Origin of the sequence: Paenisporosarcina sp. TG-14 (assembly GCF_000297555.1) — a bacterium.
Taxonomy (GTDB): Bacteria; Bacillota; Bacilli; order Bacillales_A; family Planococcaceae; genus Paenisporosarcina; species Paenisporosarcina antarctica.
The window spans coordinates 13,967-30,865 of record NZ_AMGD01000020.1; the positions used below are offsets into that span (position 1 = coordinate 13,967).

Consider the following 16,899-nt stretch of genomic DNA (forward strand, 5'->3'; position numbering starts at 1 on the left):
TGTGAACGAATCAAAACCCGGAGATTCCTTTTTTCAAAAGAATTCCGGGTTTTATTTAAATATTATTTGTTGAATGTTTGGGTTTGAAATTTCAAGCCATTTACTAATGATGGTTTTAAACATAGGAATGGATCCTGTTGTATAGAAAAAGTGCGACTGGGTATTCACTTCTTGACGTTGTAAATGGTAATAATTGAGTATTTCCTCTACATCATCAGCAGTTTCTTCAGCAGATGATAATACAGTCACATTCGGACCAACTGCCTTTTCGATAAGCTTTTGTAATAAAGGGTAATGAGTACACCCTAATATTAACGTATCAAACGACTCTGCATGAAGTGGTTCGAGTGTTTTTTCAACTAGATAATTTGCAAAGTCCCCTTCGTATTCACCACTTTCAACAAGCGGAACGAACGCAGGACAAGCTAGAGGTACTATATGACAAGAAGAAGATAACGATTTTAGTGCTTGCTCGTAAGCCCCACTAAGAATCGTACCTGCAGTACCTAAAATACATACTTCTGATCGTTTTGTTGCTTTTATAGCTGCACGGGCTCCTGGAAAAATAACACCGACAACCGGAAACGGACATTTTTTTTGTAAAGATTCAAGTGCGACTGCTGTGGCTGTATTGCATGCGACAACGAGCATTTTGATGGAATGCCCTTTTAGTGCTTGTGCCATTTGCCACGTGAATTTCCGCACTTCTGTTGCTGAACGAGGGCCATAAGGACATCTAGCTGTATCTCCAATGTAGAGAAACTGCTCATTGGGCAATCGTCGCATAAGTTCTTTTACAACCGTTAAACCGCCAACACCTGAATCGATCACGCCGATAGGTGCATTCACGAGATTCGCCTCAATCCTCTTTCATTTTTACATGAAGTTTATGAAGCAAATTCGACAATTGTTGAACTTCTGGCGCATCAAAATCAGACAAAACTTCTTGTAGATAAGCTTGACGTTTTTGTATTACTTCTTCAATTACGCGCTCGCCTTCTTTTAATAAATGAATTCGAACTACGCGTCTATCTTGCTCGTCACGCACACGCATAACGATTTGATTCTTCTCCATACGGTCTACTAAATCTGTCGTCGTACTAAATGCCAAATACATTTTGGTAGAAAGGTCACCAATTGTCATATCTCCATGTTCAAATAACCATTGTAATGCAATAAATTGAGGTGGCGTAACCGTGTAATTGCTTAATATTTGTCGACCTTTTTGTTTTATTATTCCTGAAATATATCGAAGTTCTTTCTCTAAAAAAGCTACTTGTTCTTGATTGTGTTGTTTTCTCGAAATTTGCTCTGTCATGTTCAATATCCACTCCCTGAATACAGTTACTTTGTATCCATTGTGACGTTTTTTGTGGAAATTGGCAAGACCTACTCAGTCGAGTGATAATTCGCCTAGTCGTAAAAGTTCTAGTATAGCTTGTGATCTACCCGATACACCTAACTTTTGAATAGTGTTGGAGATGTGGTTTCTTACGGTTTTTTCACTGATCTTTAATTGAATCGAAATATCTTTCGTTGAATAATCACGAACTAATAATTGAAATATTTCTCTTTCTCGCCCAGTCAATAATGAACGATGATGTGCCCGTTCTGACAACATATGCCCCTCCTATCCCTTCTTCCTTGTAACTTATGTTGAAAGCCTAGCAGAGGTCACGGCTATCTTGGAATGAATAACGATTTTTCTTTCTCAGTCCACGCTGAACCTTTTCCCGTTGTTTTATTAATTTGAACAATAGAACCTCTTCCAGTGAAAACAGTATCCCCTTTTTTATTTGTTGCATGGTAATGAATATCAACCGATGAATTACCTATAGACTCAGCTTTCACATGAATTTGAAGCTTTTCGTCAAAAAATACTTGCTTCACGTAGTCACATTGAAGGTCTGCAACAACTGGAATAGTCGTCCCTTTCGGATTAAGCCAATCATTCATCAAACCGATGTGCTTAAAATATTCAATTCGAGCCAACTCGAAATAAGAAAAATTATATGTATTATTCAAATGACCAAACATATCCGTTTCACCAAATCGAACTTGCACAGGTACTGAAAAATCGAAACCACTTGCCCATTTTTCCGGGTCTTGAATATAAGATGCACGCATAGTTTATAACTCCCCTTTTCTAAAATGAATGGCGATTCATTATTAACGCAATTGTAACAAATTTTCTTAAGAAGTGAAAAGGTTTTAATCGAGACTTTAACATCTTTAAATTGATTGTATCGAAGCTAATGTCGTTTAAACTTTCGATACTTTTGATACTTTTGATGGAACTAGGACAACTTTTGGCTCGACTGGAGCAACTTCTGGCTCGAATGAGGAAACTTTCAACGGGACTGGGTCAACTTCTAGCTCGACTGGGACAACTTTCGGCGGGAATGGAGCAACTAACCAATTTCCTCCTAATTCTCGAATAAAAAAAGTAGCCTCTCGCAAAAATGCGAGAGGCTACTAAATTTGAATTCTTCTTAGTCAACCATGTGGTCGCTTCCGAAGAAGTTTTTGAACATTTGAACCGAAGTATCACGGTTTATAGCTGCGATAGAGGTTGTCAAAGGAATTCCTTTTGGACATGCAACTACACAGTTTTGAGAGTTACCGCAGTTAGCGATACCACCTTTACCCATTAGGGCATTAAGACGTTCGTCTTTGTTCATTGCGCCTGTTGGATGCGCGTTGAATAGGCGAACTTGTGATAAAACAGCTGGTCCCATAAAGTCTGAGTTGTCGTTTACGTTTGGACAAGCTTCCAAACATACTCCACAAGTCATACATTTTGATAATTCATATGCCCATTGACGTTTGCGTTCAGGCATACGTGGACCTTCTCCAAGATCATACGTACCATCAATTGGAACCCAAGCTTTCACTTTTTTCAATGAATCAAACATACGTGTACGGTCTACGATAAGATCGCGTACGACAGGGAATGTTTTCATTGGTTCCAAGCGAACTGGTTGTTCCAATTTGTCAATAAGTGCTGTACATGATTGACGAGGTCTCCCGTTAATCACCATTGAACAAGCACCACAGACTTCTTCTAAACAGTTCATATCCCAATTTACTGGTGTTGTCTGTTTACCATCTGAGTTGACTGGATTACGTCGTATTTCCATTAAAGCTGAAATGACATTCATATTTGGACGATAATTTAACTCGAATTTTTCCCAATATGGTGTAGATTCTGTTGTATCTTGGCGAAGGATCTCGAGAACGACTGTTTTAGTAGCTGTTGCTGCACTCATGTATAATTAATCCCCTTTCTTCGCTGAGTAATCACGTTTACGCGGCGCAATAAGAGTAACATCGATTTCTTCATAATGGAAGATTGGTGCACCAGTTGCTGGATCAAACTTAGCCATCGTAGTTTTCATGAATTCATCGTCGTTACGGTCTGGGAAGTCTGGTTTGTAGTGAGCGCCACGGCTCTCATTACGGTTAAGTGCACCCAATGTAATTACGCGAGCCAAGTATAGCATATTTTTCAACTGACGCGTAAATGTTGCGCCTTGATTTGACCATTTTTGAGTGTCGTTAATATTAATATTGTTATAACGTTCAAGAAGTTCTTGAATTTTATCATCAGTTGCTTGTAAACGATCATTGTAACGTACAACTGTTACATTGTCTGTCATCCATTCGCCAAGCTCTTTATGCAAGACATATGCATTTTCAGTGCCATCTAATGCCATTGTATCATCCCACTTCTGTTGCTCAGCAGCGATGTGTGCATCGAAAATTGTAGAAGGCATATCTTCTGAATGCTTGTCTAATGCGCTCATATAATCTACAGCGTTAGGACCTGAAACCATTCCAGCGTAAATTGCAGAAAGTAATGAGTTTGCTCCTAGACGGTTTGCACCATGTTGAGAGTAATCACATTCACCTGCAGCAAATATACCAGGAATGTTCGTCATTTGATCAAAGTCTACCCATAATCCACCCATAGAGTAATGGACTGCAGGGAAAATTTTCATCGGTACTTTACGGGGATCGTCACCCATGAATTTCTCATAAATTTCGATGATTCCACCAAGTTTAATATCCAATTCTTTCGGATCTTTATGAGAAAGATCTAAGTACACCATGTTTTCGCCGTTAATCCCTAATTTTTGATTAACACATACATCAAAAATTTCACGAGTAGCGATATCACGTGGCACTAAGTTTCCGTAAGCTGGATATTTTTCTTCAAGGAAATACCAAGGTTTTCCGTCTTTATACGTCCAAACACGTCCACCTTCACCACGAGCCGATTCAGACATTAAACGAAGCTTGTCATCCCCAGGAATCGCTGTAGGATGAATTTGAATGAATTCACCATTCGCGTAATGTCCGCCTTGTTGATAAATAATTGATGCAGCAGAACCTGTGTTGATAATAGAGTTTGTAGATTTCCCGAAAATAATCCCTGGTCCACCAGTTGCCATAATAATAGCATCACCACGGAATGCACGGATTTCCATTGTTGTTAAGCTTTGTGCCATTACACCACGACAAACTCCGTCGTCATCAAGAATAGCCCCAAGGAATTCCCAACCTTCATACTTCGTCACAAGTCCGTCAACTTCAAACTTACGTACTTGCTCGTCTAGTGCATACAATAATTGTTGGCCAGTTGTTGCACCAGCAAATGCTGTACGATGGTACATCGTTCCACCGAAACGACGGAAGTCAAGTAAGCCTTCAGGTGTACGGTTAAACATAACACCCATACGGTCTAATAAATGAATAATGCTAGGTGCTGCTTCAGTCATTGCTTGTACAGGTGGTTGGTTTGCTAAGAAATCTCCACCATATACTGTATCGTCAAAGTGTTTGGCTGTTGAATCGCCTTCACCCTTTGTATTTACAGCTCCGTTAATCCCGCCTTGCGCACAAACTGAGTGTGAGCGTTTTACAGGAACAATTGAAAATAATTCAACAGGTGTACCTTTTTCTGCCGCTTTAATTGTAGCCATTAATCCAGCTAAACCTCCGCCGACAACGATCAATTTACTTTTTGCCATGATTTTCCTCACTCCTCTTTTTAATAGTAGTCAAACGCTTTCAATTAATAAACTTTTTACACGAATGCAAGAAGTGCTTGAATGCCGACTACAGATAATGCTAAGAAGATCCCTATCGTCACATAAGTAGAAATATGTTGTGACCTAGGAGATTGAGTGATACCCCAACTTACTAGGAATGACCAAATACCATTTGCAAAGTGGAATGTTGCAGCTACAACACCTGCCACATAGAAAGCAAACATAAATGGATTCGCTAAAATATCAGCCATCATGTTAAAATTAACTTCTTTTGCACCAATTGCTGCTTGGAATCTTGTTTCAAAAATATGCCATGCGATAAACACGACAAGGAAGACTCCACTAAATCGTTGTAAAACAAACAACCAGTTACGGAAAGTACCAAAACGTTTTGGATTATTCTTTGCGGTGAATCCTATGTAGAGACCATAGAATGCATGGAACATTAATGGCAAGAAAATCACAAACCACTCTAAAAACAAGCGGAACGGAAGATTCTCCATGAAGTGTGCCGCAGTTTCAAATGACGCTGCGCCTCGTGTTGCGAAATAGTTTATTACTAAATGTTGCGTCAAGAACAAACCAATCGGAATGATCCCAAGTAGAGAATGCAAACGGCGTAAATAAAAATCACTATCTTTCGACAAATCTATTACCCCCTCGGTACTTAAAATAGTCAGACAAATTCAAGCCTTCGTATGCTACGAAAGCAATATTGACTGCATATCTCATCATGGTACAATATTATGACATGTTTATTGTACTCCCATCGATAGGGAGCGTCAAGGCAAGGGAGCGCACTAGAAACAACAAGTAAACGCAGATATATTCTCGATTTTGCATAGTTTTTCTACCTTGCCTATGTTAAATTCTTATATTCAAAAAATTTTGACGCGAATTTATTTAGAAAGTGAGATTTAAATGACAATGACAGACACAAAAACAGTACCCACTTTTGGTTATGAATTAATTCGGGATCATGTGCTTTCTACAATTCTAGGCAAGCACGAAAGCGATATTTTATACTGGTCAGGAAAAGAATTAGCTCGTAAGTTTCAGATGTTTTCAATGGAAGAAACGACTTCTTTTTTTCAAGAAGCTGGGTGGGGTGAGTTAACACTTGAACGCCTTACAAAAAATGAAGCCTTTTACAAATTAACAGGAGAACCTGATTTACTCCAAATCGAAAAACGTTGCTTTCGCATAGAGGCAGGTTTTTTAGCACAACAACAACAAAAACTAGGTGGCTTTTTGACCGAATGCTTTGAAGAAAAGGACCTGAAGAAGAACGTCATTCAATTCCACGTGAAATGGGATCTAAAAGAGAAAATTTAAACAGCATAGAATAGCACACCATGGTAGGCTACTTAGTTAGACACAGAAATTTATAATAGTTGTTCAGTTTACAAATTTAAAGCAGTTTTATCTATAAAAAAGCTGGCAGCCACTTCCATATGGAGTGACTGCCAGCTTTTTTTAATCCCATTTAAACTTATCGTCTATTTGAGATTGGTATTGTTTAAATGCACTACTATTTGTCTTAATTCCTTTTTTAGATAAAAGTTGATTCATTTTTGTGAGTTTTTGATTGTACTGTTGCTCTAGCTCAGTCTTTTCTTGTCGCGTAGCTTTTTTCATTTGATGTTGCAAATCACTTATTTCTTCTTTAATAAACTGCGCTTCTGCATCATGACCTGAGTTTTTTAATATGCGCATAACCATACGAATATTTTCTGGATAATGAGCAAATTCATCTGGTGGCAAAGGTTTCCCTGCTCCCGGCAAATGATCAAACTGTCCATCACGCTGTGCTTTTTTGATTAAATCCTCCACGATATGCCAGTTCATTAACTTTCACTGCCTCTCATGTTAATCAGAATATCATCATCATAGCATGACAAACTCTTACACTCGAACTACAGCTAATCCAAATTCATCGTGCAAAGCATTTGTTGCTTTTAACATGTCAATTTCAGGGATAACTACCGAAACTTTAATTTCTGAGGTGCTCACCATCTTAACAGCGATTTCTTCTTTACGAAGTCGATCGAACATTTGAGCAGCCACACCAGGATTTGAAACCATTCCAGAACCAACAATTGATACTTTAGCTAAGCCCTCTTCAAAATTCGCTAATTGGTAACCTAAATCATCCTTATTGCTTTTTAATATGTGAATTGTTTCGGCAAAATCTTCTTTTTTAATTGAAAATGACACACTTGGTTGTATCCCTTCCATAATACTTTGAACAATAATATCAACGTTTATATGATATCTTGCAAGCATAGTAAAAATTTTAGCGAGAGAGCCATTAAATGGCACTTCATATGCAATCGTAATACGAACAATTTCTGGTTCAAATGCGACACCGCGCACAATTAGATTTTTCTCCATTGTTGGTTCCTCCAATAATATGGTGCCTGTTTCTTCGCTTAAACTTGAACGAACACTGAGTGGCAGACAAAAGTTTTTGGCGAATTCTACAGCACGAGGATGTAATACACCCGCTCCTAAATTTGCTAGTTCTAACATCTCATCATATGACAGTTCTTGTAATTTCCTGGCACCTTCTATAAAACGAGGATCTGACGTATAAATGCCATCGACATCGGTATAAATATCGCATCGGTCCGCTAGAATTGATGCAGCTATAGCAACTGCCGTTGTATCTGAGCCTCCACGACCGAGTGTCGTGATTTCACCAAACGCATCCAACCCTTGAAATCCAGCAATAACTATCACTTTACCAGCACTCAAAGCTTGTTCTATCCGAATGGTATCGATGTGTTCAATCCGAGCATTACGATGAACGGATTCAGTTCCAATGCCCGCTTGCCAGCCGGTAAATGATACCGCATCTTGCCCCATATGTTGAAGACTCATTGTTAATAAAGCACTTGTCACTTGTTCCCCCGTTGATAACAACATATCCATTTCGCGTTTTGAGGGCTCTGCGGATAAATCCTCTGCTAAACGCAGCAATTCATCTGTTGTTTTCCCCATAGCTGAGACAACCACTACAATTTCATGACCTTTTGCAGTCTCTCCGATAACACGTTTTGCGACGTTACGAATACGTTCAGTGTTACCAACAGACGTCCCACCAAATTTCATGACAATACGACTCAATGTTAACTCTCCCTTTATTTCCAAAGAAGCTAAATTAGAAAAACAAGATTGCATCCAAAATAGTGCAAGATGATGTCTTTTCCTATACTGATACGCAAAAATAAAAGTTTATCAATATAAAAAAACAGCTTATCCACGAAAATTCGTGAAAAGCTGTCTCCATGCATGGCCGTTCGAAAGAAGCGTCCATGTGAGATAGCCCTCCAGAATCATTTAGATTCTGACAATCCTGCATTTTTTCAATGCAAAACCAGCGCGACATAAGATACAGTTTATGTCGAACTTCGGCGAATTCCCCTTTCACCTGCAGTCGTCGGATCTGTTCATCCTCTAGCAGGTTACTGATGATTTTCGCACCTCTATCACCACTTATTAAGTGATTCAATTTCAGTGTGTCAACAATAGCACATGGTTACTCTTTTGACAATGTTTCATTATGAAAATATGTTGACATTGATTCAGCAATTTTCAAAGGCAATCCTGATTCATTCAATTCAGTGACTGTTGCTTCTTTGATACGTTTTACTGATCCAAAATGTTTTAATAACATTTTTTTACGTTTTGGTCCAATACCTTCAAAGCCATCTAAAGCAGATGCGACGGTATGTTTTCCTCTTTGTTGTCGATGGAATGTAATGGCAAATCGATGCACTTCATCTTGAATACGTTGAAGTAAATAAAATCCTTCACTCGTCCGTTTTAACGGAATAATTTGAGGAGGATCCCCATATAACAATGAAGAAGTTTGGTGCTTCTCATCTTTTGCGAGTCCTGCAATCGGTATAGATAAACCAAGTTCATCTTCAATAATTTCCCGGGCAATTTCCATTTGTCCTTTCCCACCATCAATAACGATTAAATCAGGTAAAGGTAATTGGTCATTTAATACACGCGTGTATCGTCTACGTATAACTTCTCGCATCGCCCCGTAGTCATCATGACGTGCCGCTGTTTTCGTTTTATATTTACGATAGTCTTTTTTATTAGGTCTTCCATCTATAAACGATACCATCCCTGAGACCGCGTCAGCCCCGTAAATATGTGAGTTATCGAAAGCTTCAATTCTTAGAGGTGGCGAGATATTCATAGCTTTCCCGAGATCGTCAACAGCACCTATCGTTCGCTGTTCTTGCCGATCAATTAGTTGAAATTTTTCACGTACTGCAATTTCAGCATTCTTTGTCGCTAAATCAATCATTTGTTTTTTCTGCCCGCGACTTGGCGAAACCACTTTTACTTCGAGTAGTTGATTGGCTAAGTCCAAATCAACTGAAATAGGCAACAGCACTTCTTTTGGTTTTATATGATGAGGCTGATCATAAAATTGTCCCAAGAAAGTTAAAAATTCATCATCAGGATCTTGGTATAAAGGGAATATAGATACATCGCGTTCAATTAATTTGCCTTGTCGTACAAAGAAAACTTGTACACACATCCAGCCCTTATCAATTGCATAGCCAAAAATATCACGATCCGTAAAATCATTCGTCATCATTTTTTGCTTTTCCATGACTGTTTCAATATGCGTGATTTGATCGCGGTATTCTTTTGCTCGTTCAAACTCCAAATTTTCAGCAGCCACTAACATTTTCCCTGTTAATTCTTGTTTGACTTGTTTGTATCCTCCATTTAAGAATCGTGTTATTTCATCAATAATCTCACGATAGGCATCTTGCTCAATTGGTTTTACGCAAGGCGCTAAGCATTGACCTAAATGATAATACAAACAAACTCTGTCCGGTAATGTTGTGCATTTGCGTAATGGATATAATCGATCCAACAATTTTTTTGTTTCACTAGCTGCATATGCATTTGGGTAAGGACCAAAATATTTTCCTTTGTCCTTTTTAACTTGCCGGGTTGTAATTAATTTCGGGTGTTTTTCACCTGTTATTTTAATATAGGGATATGTTTTATCATCTTTTAGCATAATGTTATATTTAGGATCGTGTTTTTTAATTAAGGTCAGTTCTAAAATCAATGCTTCGATGTTTGAAGATGTAACGATGTATTCAAAGTCCTCAATTTCATTGACAAGACGTTGTGTTTTTCCGTCATGACTGCCAGTGAAATACGAACGTACTCGATTTTTTAATACTTTGGCTTTTCCAACATAAATAATCGTACTTTGCCTGTCCTTCATTAAATAAACACCAGGCTGGTCCGGTAATATCGTACATTTCTGTTGTATTAATTCATTCACTATTATCATCACCTACTGAAAAAAAACCGGGCGCCCTTGGGTACCCGATTTTCTTAATATGTCAATATACTTGTTCCTGACTAAAGGGCAATTTTATGCGTGTTTGTTAACTAAATCTACTAATGCTTCTTTCGGGTTAAATCCAACTACTTTATCAACAGGTTTCCCGTCTTTGAAAAGAACTAATGTTGGGATAGACATAATACCGAAGTTGCTAGCAGTTTCTTGGTTTTCATCCACATCTATTTTTACAATTTTAACTTTATCACTCATATCAGCGTCTAATTCCACTAAAACTGGAGCGATCATTTTACATGGACCACACCATGGTGCCCAAAAATCGACTAAAACTAAACCGTCTGAAATTTCGCTTGAAAAACTTTGATCTGTACCGTGTACAATTGCCATAATAAATATCCTCCTTCAAATACAAACTGTAAACGTAGTATAGCATGTGAGAAAAAGCGCTTCTACTATTCTGCTCAGTAAGCGAAAAATTACTTTCTAGACCTAATCCTTCTTAGGTATATTAACCTTTTAAAAATATTTTAAACAAAAAAACTCCGCAAAAAATTCATTTTGCGGAGTTTTTTTAGTATTAATTAGCTTTCATTTTTTTGAATTCTTCTGTCAACATTGGAATGACTTCGAACAAATCACCAACGATTCCATAATCAGCAACTTTGAAAATGCTCGCTTCAGAATCTTTATTGATTGCCACGATAATTTTCGAGTTAGACATACCTGCTAAATGTTGAATTGCGCCAGAAATACCTGCTGCAATGTATAGGTCAGGTGTTACCACTTTACCTGTTTGTCCAATTTGAAGAGAGTAGTCACAGTAGTCAGCGTCACATGCTCCACGAGATGCTCCAACTGCTCCACCTAATACTCTAGCTAATTCATTTAATGGTTCAAAACCAGCTTCACTCTTAACGCCACGACCACCAGCTACAATTACTTTCGCTTCTGATAAATCCACGCCTTCAGTTGATTTACGAACAACTTCTTTAATTATTGTACGAAGGTTCTTTATCTCAACTGATACTGATGATACATCCCCTGTACGGCTATCATCGTGAGCTAATGGCTCAATGTTGTTAGGACGAACCGTTATGAAATCAATACCATCTTTGATTTTCACTTTTTCAAATGCTTTACCAGAGAAGATCGGACGAACAAATACAGCATCTGAACCTTCGCCTTCGATACTTGTTACGTCTGAAATTAGGCCTGATTTTAATTTACTTGCTACTTTAGGTGATAAATCTTTTCCGAGTGCTGTGTGTCCGAAAACAACTGCATCTGGACTCTCACCTTCAACTACTGCCATAAATGCTTGGCTGTAACCGTCAGAAGTATATATTTTTAAATGTGGATGTTCAACAGTTACCACACGGTCTGCTCCATAATGAATCATTTCAGTTGCTAGAGATTGAACAGAGTCTCCTAAAAGAACAGCTACAATCTCTCCACCACCTGAAATCTTCTTCGCTGCAGCGATTGCTTCAAAAGATACATTACGTAAAGCACCTTCACGTGCTTCACCTAATACGATTACTTTTTTTGACATGATGTGTTTCCCTCCAATTACAAATCTTTAGATTCGATTAAACGACTTTTGCTTCTTTACGAAGTAATTCTACTAATTCTTGTACTTGGTTTGAAAGATCGCCTTGCAATACACGACCTGCTTCTTTTTTAGGAGGTAAGTAAATTTCAATTGTCTCCGTTTTCGCTTCAACATCATCTTCATCAATATCTAAATCATCTAATTCAACTTCTTCAAGAGGTTTCTTTTTCGCTTTCATAATCCCAGGTAAAGAAGGATAACGAGGCTCATTTAACCCTTGTTGAGCTGTAACTAAAAGTGGTAATGATGTTTCAATCATTTCAGAATCGCCTTCTACATCACGAACGATACTAACTTGTGTTCCGTTAATTTCTAATTTCGTGATAGTTGTTACATAGTTGATATCTAATAAGTCAGCTACTCGTGGTCCAACTTGTCCAGATCCACCATCAATCGCAACGTTTCCAGCTAAAATTAAGTCTGGGTTTTTATCTTTCAAGTAATCCGCTAAAATTTGAGCAGCTGTAAATTGGTCCATTTCATCTAAGTCATCTTCTACGTTAATAAGAACAGCTTTGTCAGCTCCCATTGCAAGTGCTGTACGAAGTTGCTTTTGTGCATCTTCTCCACCCATTGTCAATACAGTCACTTCGCCACCGTGTGCTTCACGAACTTGGATAGCTTCTTCAATCGCATACTCATCGTAAGGATTAATGATAAATTCAGCGCCGTCTTCTTGAATCTGGCCACCTGAAATGACAATTTTTTCTTCTGTATCAAATGTACGTTTTACCAACACATAAATATTCATGTTGCAGACCTCCCAATACTTGTCATTATTTTCCTTTGAATGATGGTTCGCGTTTTTCAATGAAAGCTGAAATTCCTTCTTGAGCATCTTCAGATACGAAAACGGTTCCAAAAGATTGTGCTTCAGCTTTCACACCTTCATCATAAGCGTATGATTTTGCGTATTGTAGCATCTCAATTGCAGCTTTCATCGCAACTGGACTCTTCTTCGCAATTTTAGTAGCCAATTCCATTGATTTAGCAAGCACTTCTTCTTCTGCATACGCACGGTTTGCTAAACCCCATTGAACGGCTTCTTCACCACTAATTGTGTCACTTGTTAGCAACATCTCTGCTGCCTTAGGCATACCTACTAATCTTGGTAAACGTTGAGTACCTGCAAAACCAGGAATCAAACCTAGCTGTAATTCAGGTAATCCTAGTTTAGCATTGTTAGATACAATTCGCATGTGACAACTCATAGCAAGTTCAAGTCCTCCGCCAAGAGCAGCTCCGTGAATAGAGGCGATGACAGGTTTCGAGAATCGTTCAAGACGTTCAAATATTTCTTGTCCGCTTGCAGATAAAGCTGAGAATTCTTCTCCTGTATTAATTAGAGTGAATTCTTTAATATCTGCTCCTGCTGAGAAGAAACGACCTTCCCCGTGTAAGACGATGACACGAACGCTGTCATCATGTTCAACTGCATTCATTAATTCGTTTACTTCGACAATAAGGGCGCGTGATAATGCATTTGCTGGTGGTCGATTGATCGTTACTTTCGCAACATAATTTTCTACAGTCCAACTCAAAAATTCCATACATATCCATCCTCTCACTTATGCTTTCATACCTCTTAGTAAAAGTTGATGAACTTTTGGTGCTAAACTCATCAAATCATACTTTTGTTCATTCATAACCCAAGTAGTAAGAGTCTCATCAATTGTACCAAAGACCATGTGTCTAGCAAGGCGAATATCTAAATCTTCTTGAAATTCACCATTTTCTTTTCCTTCAATTAAAATATCGTCGAGTAACATTAAGTACTCCTTTAATACTTCATTGATTTTTAAGCGAATTTCTATATTAGATTGACGCAGTTCTAACTGAGTAACAATTGCTAAATGGTGATCTGTACCTAATACATTAAAATGATTTTCTATCATTTTCAGTAGTTTATCTGATGATGTTGTGCCATCATTAATAATGCCTTTTAAGTTTTCAACAAATAAACCCATTTTTTCTTGGAACACAGATATTAAAATATCTTCTTTATTTTTAAAATACAAATAGATGGTTCCATCGGCGACGCCAGCTTGTTTAGCGATTTTAGAAACTTGGGCTTGGTGATACCCATTTTCCGCAATCACAACAACTGCTGCATCGATTATTTGTTTGAACTTTGGTTTGTCTCGTTTCATAGATATCACCGCCAAAAAATAAAATTGTGAATGAATATTCATTCACAATTTTATCTTAGACTGATGAATCACTGTTGTCAAGAGATGTTACGTTGTAGTAGCAGCACTGGCATTTATGATTTTTTCTTTTTCTTCTTCAACTAATGTACGTCGTAAAATTTTACCTACTGCTGTTTTTGGTAACTCTTTTCTAAATTCATAGATTCGCGGAACTTTAAATGCTGCTAAATGCTCCCTGCAAAATGCGTTCAGCTCTTCTTCTGATACATGTTGATTTTCTTTTAGGACAATGAAAGCTTTAACAGTTTCTCCGCGGTAAGGATCAGGTACTCCGGCCGCTACACATTCTTGAATTGCAGGATGTTCATACAGCACTTCTTCAATTTCACGAGGATACACATTAAAACCACCTGCAATAATCATATCTTTCTTTCGATCGACTATATAAAAGAAACCTTTTTCGTCCATATATCCTAAGTCGCCTGTTAATAACCAACCATCCCGCATCGTATGTTCGGTTTCTTCCGGACGATTCCAATAGCCTTTCATAATTTGCGGACCACGGACACATATCTCCCCGATTTGACCTGGAGGCATTGGCTCCGTTGAATCCATTTGGAAAATTCCAGCATCAGTATCAGGCCAAGGGACCCCAACCGAGCCTTTAATACGCTCATTATCCCAAACAAAATTAGCATGTGTCACTGGAGAAGACTCCGTAAGACCATATCCTTCTACTAACTTACCACCTGTCACTTTTTCAAACTTATCTTGGATTTCTACCGGTAAAGGTGCAGAACCGCTTAAACAAGCTTCGATTGAAGATAAATCATATTTTCCAATGTCTGGATGATTTAATAATCCAATATATATCGTTGGAGCACCAGGGAATAATGTAGGTTTTTGTTTGTGAATTGTTTTCAGCGCTGATTCTACGTCAAACTTCGGTAATAGAACCATTCGATTTCCAAGCATTACAGATAAGATTAATACGGTTGTCATACCGTATACATGGAAAAATGGTAGGATTCCTAAAATTGTTCCTTTCCCTTTTTCACTACGATAAAGCCAAGCATCACACATGGTAGCATTTGAAATTAGGTTTTTATGAGTTAACATAACACCCTTCGGGAATCCGGTTGTTCCGCCCGTATATTGTAAAATTGCAATATCTTCTTCAAAATCAAAAGGAACTTCAATTTTTTCTGCCTTCCCTACTTTCATGACTTCAGGGAACAAGTGATTCATGCCTCGATGTTCCACTTTTACAGTAAAACCATACTGTTTCTTTTGTATAAATGGGTAAACTAAATTTTTCGGGAATGGTAAGTAATCTTTAATACCCGTAATAATAATATTTTCTAAATTCGTTTCTTTAATCACCTTTGAAATACGTGGGAATAAAATATCAAGTGAAAGAATCGCTTTTGCCCCAGAGTCTTTCATTTGATAGGCAATTTCACGCTCAGTATAAAGAGGGTTTGTTTGAACTACAATTGCCCCTGCATACAAGATCCCATAATAGCCAATGACATTTTGAGGACAGTTTGGCAACATAATAGCAACACGGTCGCCTTTTTCAATTCCAATTGACCTTAAATAATTAGCAAACTTTAAAGAAGATTCATAGAGTTCTTGATACGTGACGTCTTTCCCGAGAAAATGTATAGCTACTTTTTCCGGATAACTTTGATAAGCACGTGTCAAATATTCCTGAACTGGAATAGGTTCGTATGTTAACGTGTGTGGGATTTCTGGTGGATATTGAGCTAACCACGGTTTTGCCGTCATATTTTTTCCTCCTTTTTTTAAATCGTTTGAATATTCCTATTCTTCATTATAGAGAAATATGAATCCGCTTACAATAAAATAACAAAAAAACATGGGATAATTTACATGTCCCATGCAATATTAATAAAAATGGTAAGAATGATTACGCTTTTTTACCTATTTAATTGACTAAGATTTTCGAATTGCATTGGACAGCAAACCCACTGCATTATAACCTTGAGAATGAAAGAGAAGTGAGAGGTGACAAAAGTCACCTCTCACTTCTCTTTTTTCTACAGTCAACCTTGCTGTGTTTTTGTATCCGCTGCTCACTTGAACTCCTACGGTTACTTCGACGCTAAGGAAATCTTGCAACTTTTACGTTTTCTTATTGTACGTATAAATACAGGATGCCTACTAGAATAAATCCGATACATACAACGAGTAATACTTTTGCTAGTTTTTCCAATATAATCCGCTCCTATGAAATACTTGCACCAATGACAAATGATAAACCGACAGAAATCGATAAAGAAATAAACCCGACAGATCGATTGTCATTTTTAATCTCTTGATCAATATTAAACTTTGGCGTCAAAAATTCAAATAAAAAATAAGCGACTATGAGTAAAAAGAACCCATATAAGCCCCACCCTATCATTTCAGGTAGTGAATTATGATTGTCGATTGCATAGCGAAAAATATTCGCCACCCCAAAAATTTTCCCACCTGTTGCCATAGCTACTGCCATATTTCCTTTTTGAATCTCTTCCCAGTTTTTATATTTCGTTACGAGTTCAAATAAAACCATCGTCACAATTAAACACAACACAACCACACTAAAATACCCGGCTGTTTCCACTAATGGGTGTTCCCAAAAATTCATAGCTACCATAATGTTTACTCCTTAAATCGTTTCTAGCTTTTACGAATGAAATGCTCATAAGTTTCAATTAAATG

At 37.8% G+C, this 16,899-nt stretch carries 19 protein-coding genes and 1 riboswitch; of the genes, 1 reads left to right on the forward strand and 18 read right to left on the reverse strand.

The window, feature by feature from the left end:
* Window positions 1-51 precede the first annotated feature (51 nt).
* The 8 genes from racE to C406_RS0106815 all read right to left on the reverse strand — a co-directional run bounded on the left by racE (window position 52) and on the right by C406_RS0106815 (window position 5,701).
* Entirely contained in the window at window positions 52-849 is a 798-nt protein-coding gene (racE, locus tag C406_RS0106780; RefSeq protein ID WP_017379851.1) for a glutamate racemase, read from the reverse strand.
* Between the two features lie 10 nt (window positions 850-859).
* Window positions 860-1,318 carry a MarR family winged helix-turn-helix transcriptional regulator gene (locus C406_RS0106785; RefSeq protein WP_017379852.1) on the reverse strand — a complete coding sequence of 153 codons (459 nt, stop codon included), beginning with the start codon at window positions 1,316-1,318 and terminating at the stop codon, window positions 860-862.
* A gap of 75 nt (window positions 1,319-1,393) precedes the next feature.
* Window positions 1,394-1,621, reverse strand: coding sequence for a helix-turn-helix domain-containing protein (locus C406_RS0106790; RefSeq protein WP_017379853.1), 228 nt, complete (start codon window positions 1,619-1,621; stop codon window positions 1,394-1,396).
* Between the two features lie 59 nt (window positions 1,622-1,680).
* Complete coding sequence (locus C406_RS0106795; RefSeq protein ID WP_017379854.1) at window positions 1,681-2,127, reverse strand: acyl-CoA thioesterase; 447 nt, start codon at window positions 2,125-2,127, stop codon at window positions 1,681-1,683.
* Window positions 2,128-2,262: 135 nt separating this feature from the next.
* Entirely contained in the window at window positions 2,263-2,460 is a 198-nt protein-coding gene (locus C406_RS0106800) for a hypothetical protein (RefSeq protein WP_017379855.1), read from the reverse strand.
* Between the two features lie 32 nt (window positions 2,461-2,492).
* Entirely contained in the window at window positions 2,493-3,269 is a 777-nt protein-coding gene (gene sdhB / locus C406_RS0106805; RefSeq protein ID WP_017379856.1) for a succinate dehydrogenase iron-sulfur subunit, read from the reverse strand.
* 6 nt (window positions 3,270-3,275) lie between these two features.
* Window positions 3,276-5,033 (reverse strand): succinate dehydrogenase flavoprotein subunit, encoded by a 1,758-nt coding sequence (sdhA, locus tag C406_RS0106810; RefSeq protein WP_017379857.1) that lies wholly within the window; start codon window positions 5,031-5,033, stop codon window positions 3,276-3,278.
* Between the two features lie 56 nt (window positions 5,034-5,089).
* On the reverse strand, window positions 5,090-5,701 hold the full coding sequence (locus tag C406_RS0106815; RefSeq protein ID WP_017379858.1) for a succinate dehydrogenase cytochrome b558 subunit: 612 nt from the start codon (window positions 5,699-5,701) through the stop codon (window positions 5,090-5,092).
* Between the two features lie 274 nt (window positions 5,702-5,975).
* Here C406_RS0106815 and C406_RS0106820 point away from each other — a divergent pair, with 274 nt between their 5' ends.
* The gene (locus C406_RS0106820; RefSeq protein WP_017379859.1) at window positions 5,976-6,389 is read left to right on the forward strand and encodes a YslB family protein; all 414 of its coding nucleotides are present in this window, start codon (window positions 5,976-5,978) and stop codon (window positions 6,387-6,389) included.
* A gap of 141 nt (window positions 6,390-6,530) precedes the next feature.
* Here C406_RS0106820 and C406_RS0106825 read toward each other — a convergent pair whose 3' ends face one another.
* From C406_RS0106825 to C406_RS0106870, 10 genes are all read right to left on the reverse strand, one after another.
* On the reverse strand, window positions 6,531-6,902 hold the full coding sequence (locus C406_RS0106825) for a J-domain-containing protein (protein ID WP_017379860.1): 372 nt from the start codon (window positions 6,900-6,902) through the stop codon (window positions 6,531-6,533).
* Between the two features lie 57 nt (window positions 6,903-6,959).
* Window positions 6,960-8,183, reverse strand: a complete 1,224-nt coding sequence (locus C406_RS0106830; RefSeq protein WP_017379861.1) for an aspartate kinase — start codon at window positions 8,181-8,183, stop codon at window positions 6,960-6,962.
* A 188-nt stretch (window positions 8,184-8,371) separates the two neighbouring features.
* A riboswitch (Lysine riboswitch) is annotated at window positions 8,372-8,553 on the reverse strand.
* 42 nt (window positions 8,554-8,595) lie between these two features.
* Complete coding sequence (gene uvrC, locus C406_RS0106835; protein ID WP_017379862.1) at window positions 8,596-10,386, reverse strand: excinuclease ABC subunit UvrC; 1,791 nt, start codon at window positions 10,384-10,386, stop codon at window positions 8,596-8,598.
* A gap of 93 nt (window positions 10,387-10,479) precedes the next feature.
* Window positions 10,480-10,794: a thioredoxin gene (gene trxA, locus C406_RS0106840; RefSeq protein WP_017379863.1), complete on the reverse strand. Its 315-nt coding sequence runs from the start codon at window positions 10,792-10,794 to the stop codon at window positions 10,480-10,482.
* Window positions 10,795-10,984: 190 nt separating this feature from the next.
* Window positions 10,985-11,959: an electron transfer flavoprotein subunit alpha/FixB family protein gene (locus C406_RS0106845; RefSeq protein ID WP_017379864.1), complete on the reverse strand. Its 975-nt coding sequence runs from the start codon at window positions 11,957-11,959 to the stop codon at window positions 10,985-10,987.
* Window positions 11,960-11,996: 37 nt separating this feature from the next.
* Window positions 11,997-12,770 (reverse strand): electron transfer flavoprotein subunit beta/FixA family protein, encoded by a 774-nt coding sequence (locus C406_RS0106850; protein ID WP_017379865.1) that lies wholly within the window; start codon window positions 12,768-12,770, stop codon window positions 11,997-11,999.
* Between the two features lie 25 nt (window positions 12,771-12,795).
* Window positions 12,796-13,569: an enoyl-CoA hydratase gene (locus C406_RS0106855; protein WP_017379866.1), complete on the reverse strand. Its 774-nt coding sequence runs from the start codon at window positions 13,567-13,569 to the stop codon at window positions 12,796-12,798.
* 18 nt (window positions 13,570-13,587) lie between these two features.
* Window positions 13,588-14,169 carry a TetR/AcrR family transcriptional regulator gene (locus tag C406_RS0106860; RefSeq protein WP_017379867.1) on the reverse strand — a complete coding sequence of 194 codons (582 nt, stop codon included), beginning with the start codon at window positions 14,167-14,169 and terminating at the stop codon, window positions 13,588-13,590.
* Window positions 14,170-14,256: 87 nt separating this feature from the next.
* Window positions 14,257-15,960: a long-chain-fatty-acid--CoA ligase gene (locus tag C406_RS0106865; protein WP_017379868.1), complete on the reverse strand. Its 1,704-nt coding sequence runs from the start codon at window positions 15,958-15,960 to the stop codon at window positions 14,257-14,259.
* Between the two features lie 460 nt (window positions 15,961-16,420).
* Window positions 16,421-16,834 (reverse strand): DUF350 domain-containing protein, encoded by a 414-nt coding sequence (locus C406_RS0106870; RefSeq protein WP_017379869.1) that lies wholly within the window; start codon window positions 16,832-16,834, stop codon window positions 16,421-16,423.
* Window positions 16,835-16,899 lie beyond the last annotated feature (65 nt).

Excerpts from the sequence above, each read along its gene's own strand:
- C406_RS0106785 (WP_017379852.1), bottom strand. The coding sequence starts at position 1,318 with ATGACAGAGCAAATTTCGAGAAAACAACACAATCAAGAACAAGTAGCT.
- C406_RS0106790 (WP_017379853.1), bottom strand. The coding sequence starts at position 1,621 with ATGTTGTCAGAACGGGCACATCATCGTTCATTATTGACTGGGCGAGAA.
- C406_RS0106795 (WP_017379854.1), bottom strand. The coding sequence starts at position 2,127 with ATGCGTGCATCTTATATTCAAGACCCGGAAAAATGGGCAAGTGGTTTC.
- sdhB (WP_017379856.1), bottom strand. The coding sequence starts at position 3,269 with ATGAGTGCAGCAACAGCTACTAAAACAGTCGTTCTCGAGATCCTTCGC.
- sdhA (WP_017379857.1), bottom strand. The coding sequence starts at position 5,033 with ATGGCAAAAAGTAAATTGATCGTTGTCGGCGGAGGTTTAGCTGGATTA.
- C406_RS0106820 (WP_017379859.1), top strand. The coding sequence starts at position 5,976 with ATGACAATGACAGACACAAAAACAGTACCCACTTTTGGTTATGAATTA.
- C406_RS0106825 (WP_017379860.1), bottom strand. The coding sequence starts at position 6,902 with ATGAACTGGCATATCGTGGAGGATTTAATCAAAAAAGCACAGCGTGAT.
- trxA (WP_017379863.1), bottom strand. The coding sequence starts at position 10,794 with ATGGCAATTGTACACGGTACAGATCAAAGTTTTTCAAGCGAAATTTCA.
- C406_RS0106845 (WP_017379864.1), bottom strand. The coding sequence starts at position 11,959 with ATGTCAAAAAAAGTAATCGTATTAGGTGAAGCACGTGAAGGTGCTTTA.
- C406_RS0106850 (WP_017379865.1), bottom strand. The coding sequence starts at position 12,770 with ATGAATATTTATGTGTTGGTAAAACGTACATTTGATACAGAAGAAAAA.
- C406_RS0106855 (WP_017379866.1), bottom strand. The coding sequence starts at position 13,569 with ATGGAATTTTTGAGTTGGACTGTAGAAAATTATGTTGCGAAAGTAACG.
- C406_RS0106860 (WP_017379867.1), bottom strand. The coding sequence starts at position 14,169 with ATGAAACGAGACAAACCAAAGTTCAAACAAATAATCGATGCAGCAGTT.
- C406_RS0106865 (WP_017379868.1), bottom strand. The coding sequence starts at position 15,960 with ATGACGGCAAAACCGTGGTTAGCTCAATATCCACCAGAAATCCCACAC.
- C406_RS0106870 (WP_017379869.1), bottom strand. The coding sequence starts at position 16,834 with ATGGTAGCTATGAATTTTTGGGAACACCCATTAGTGGAAACAGCCGGG.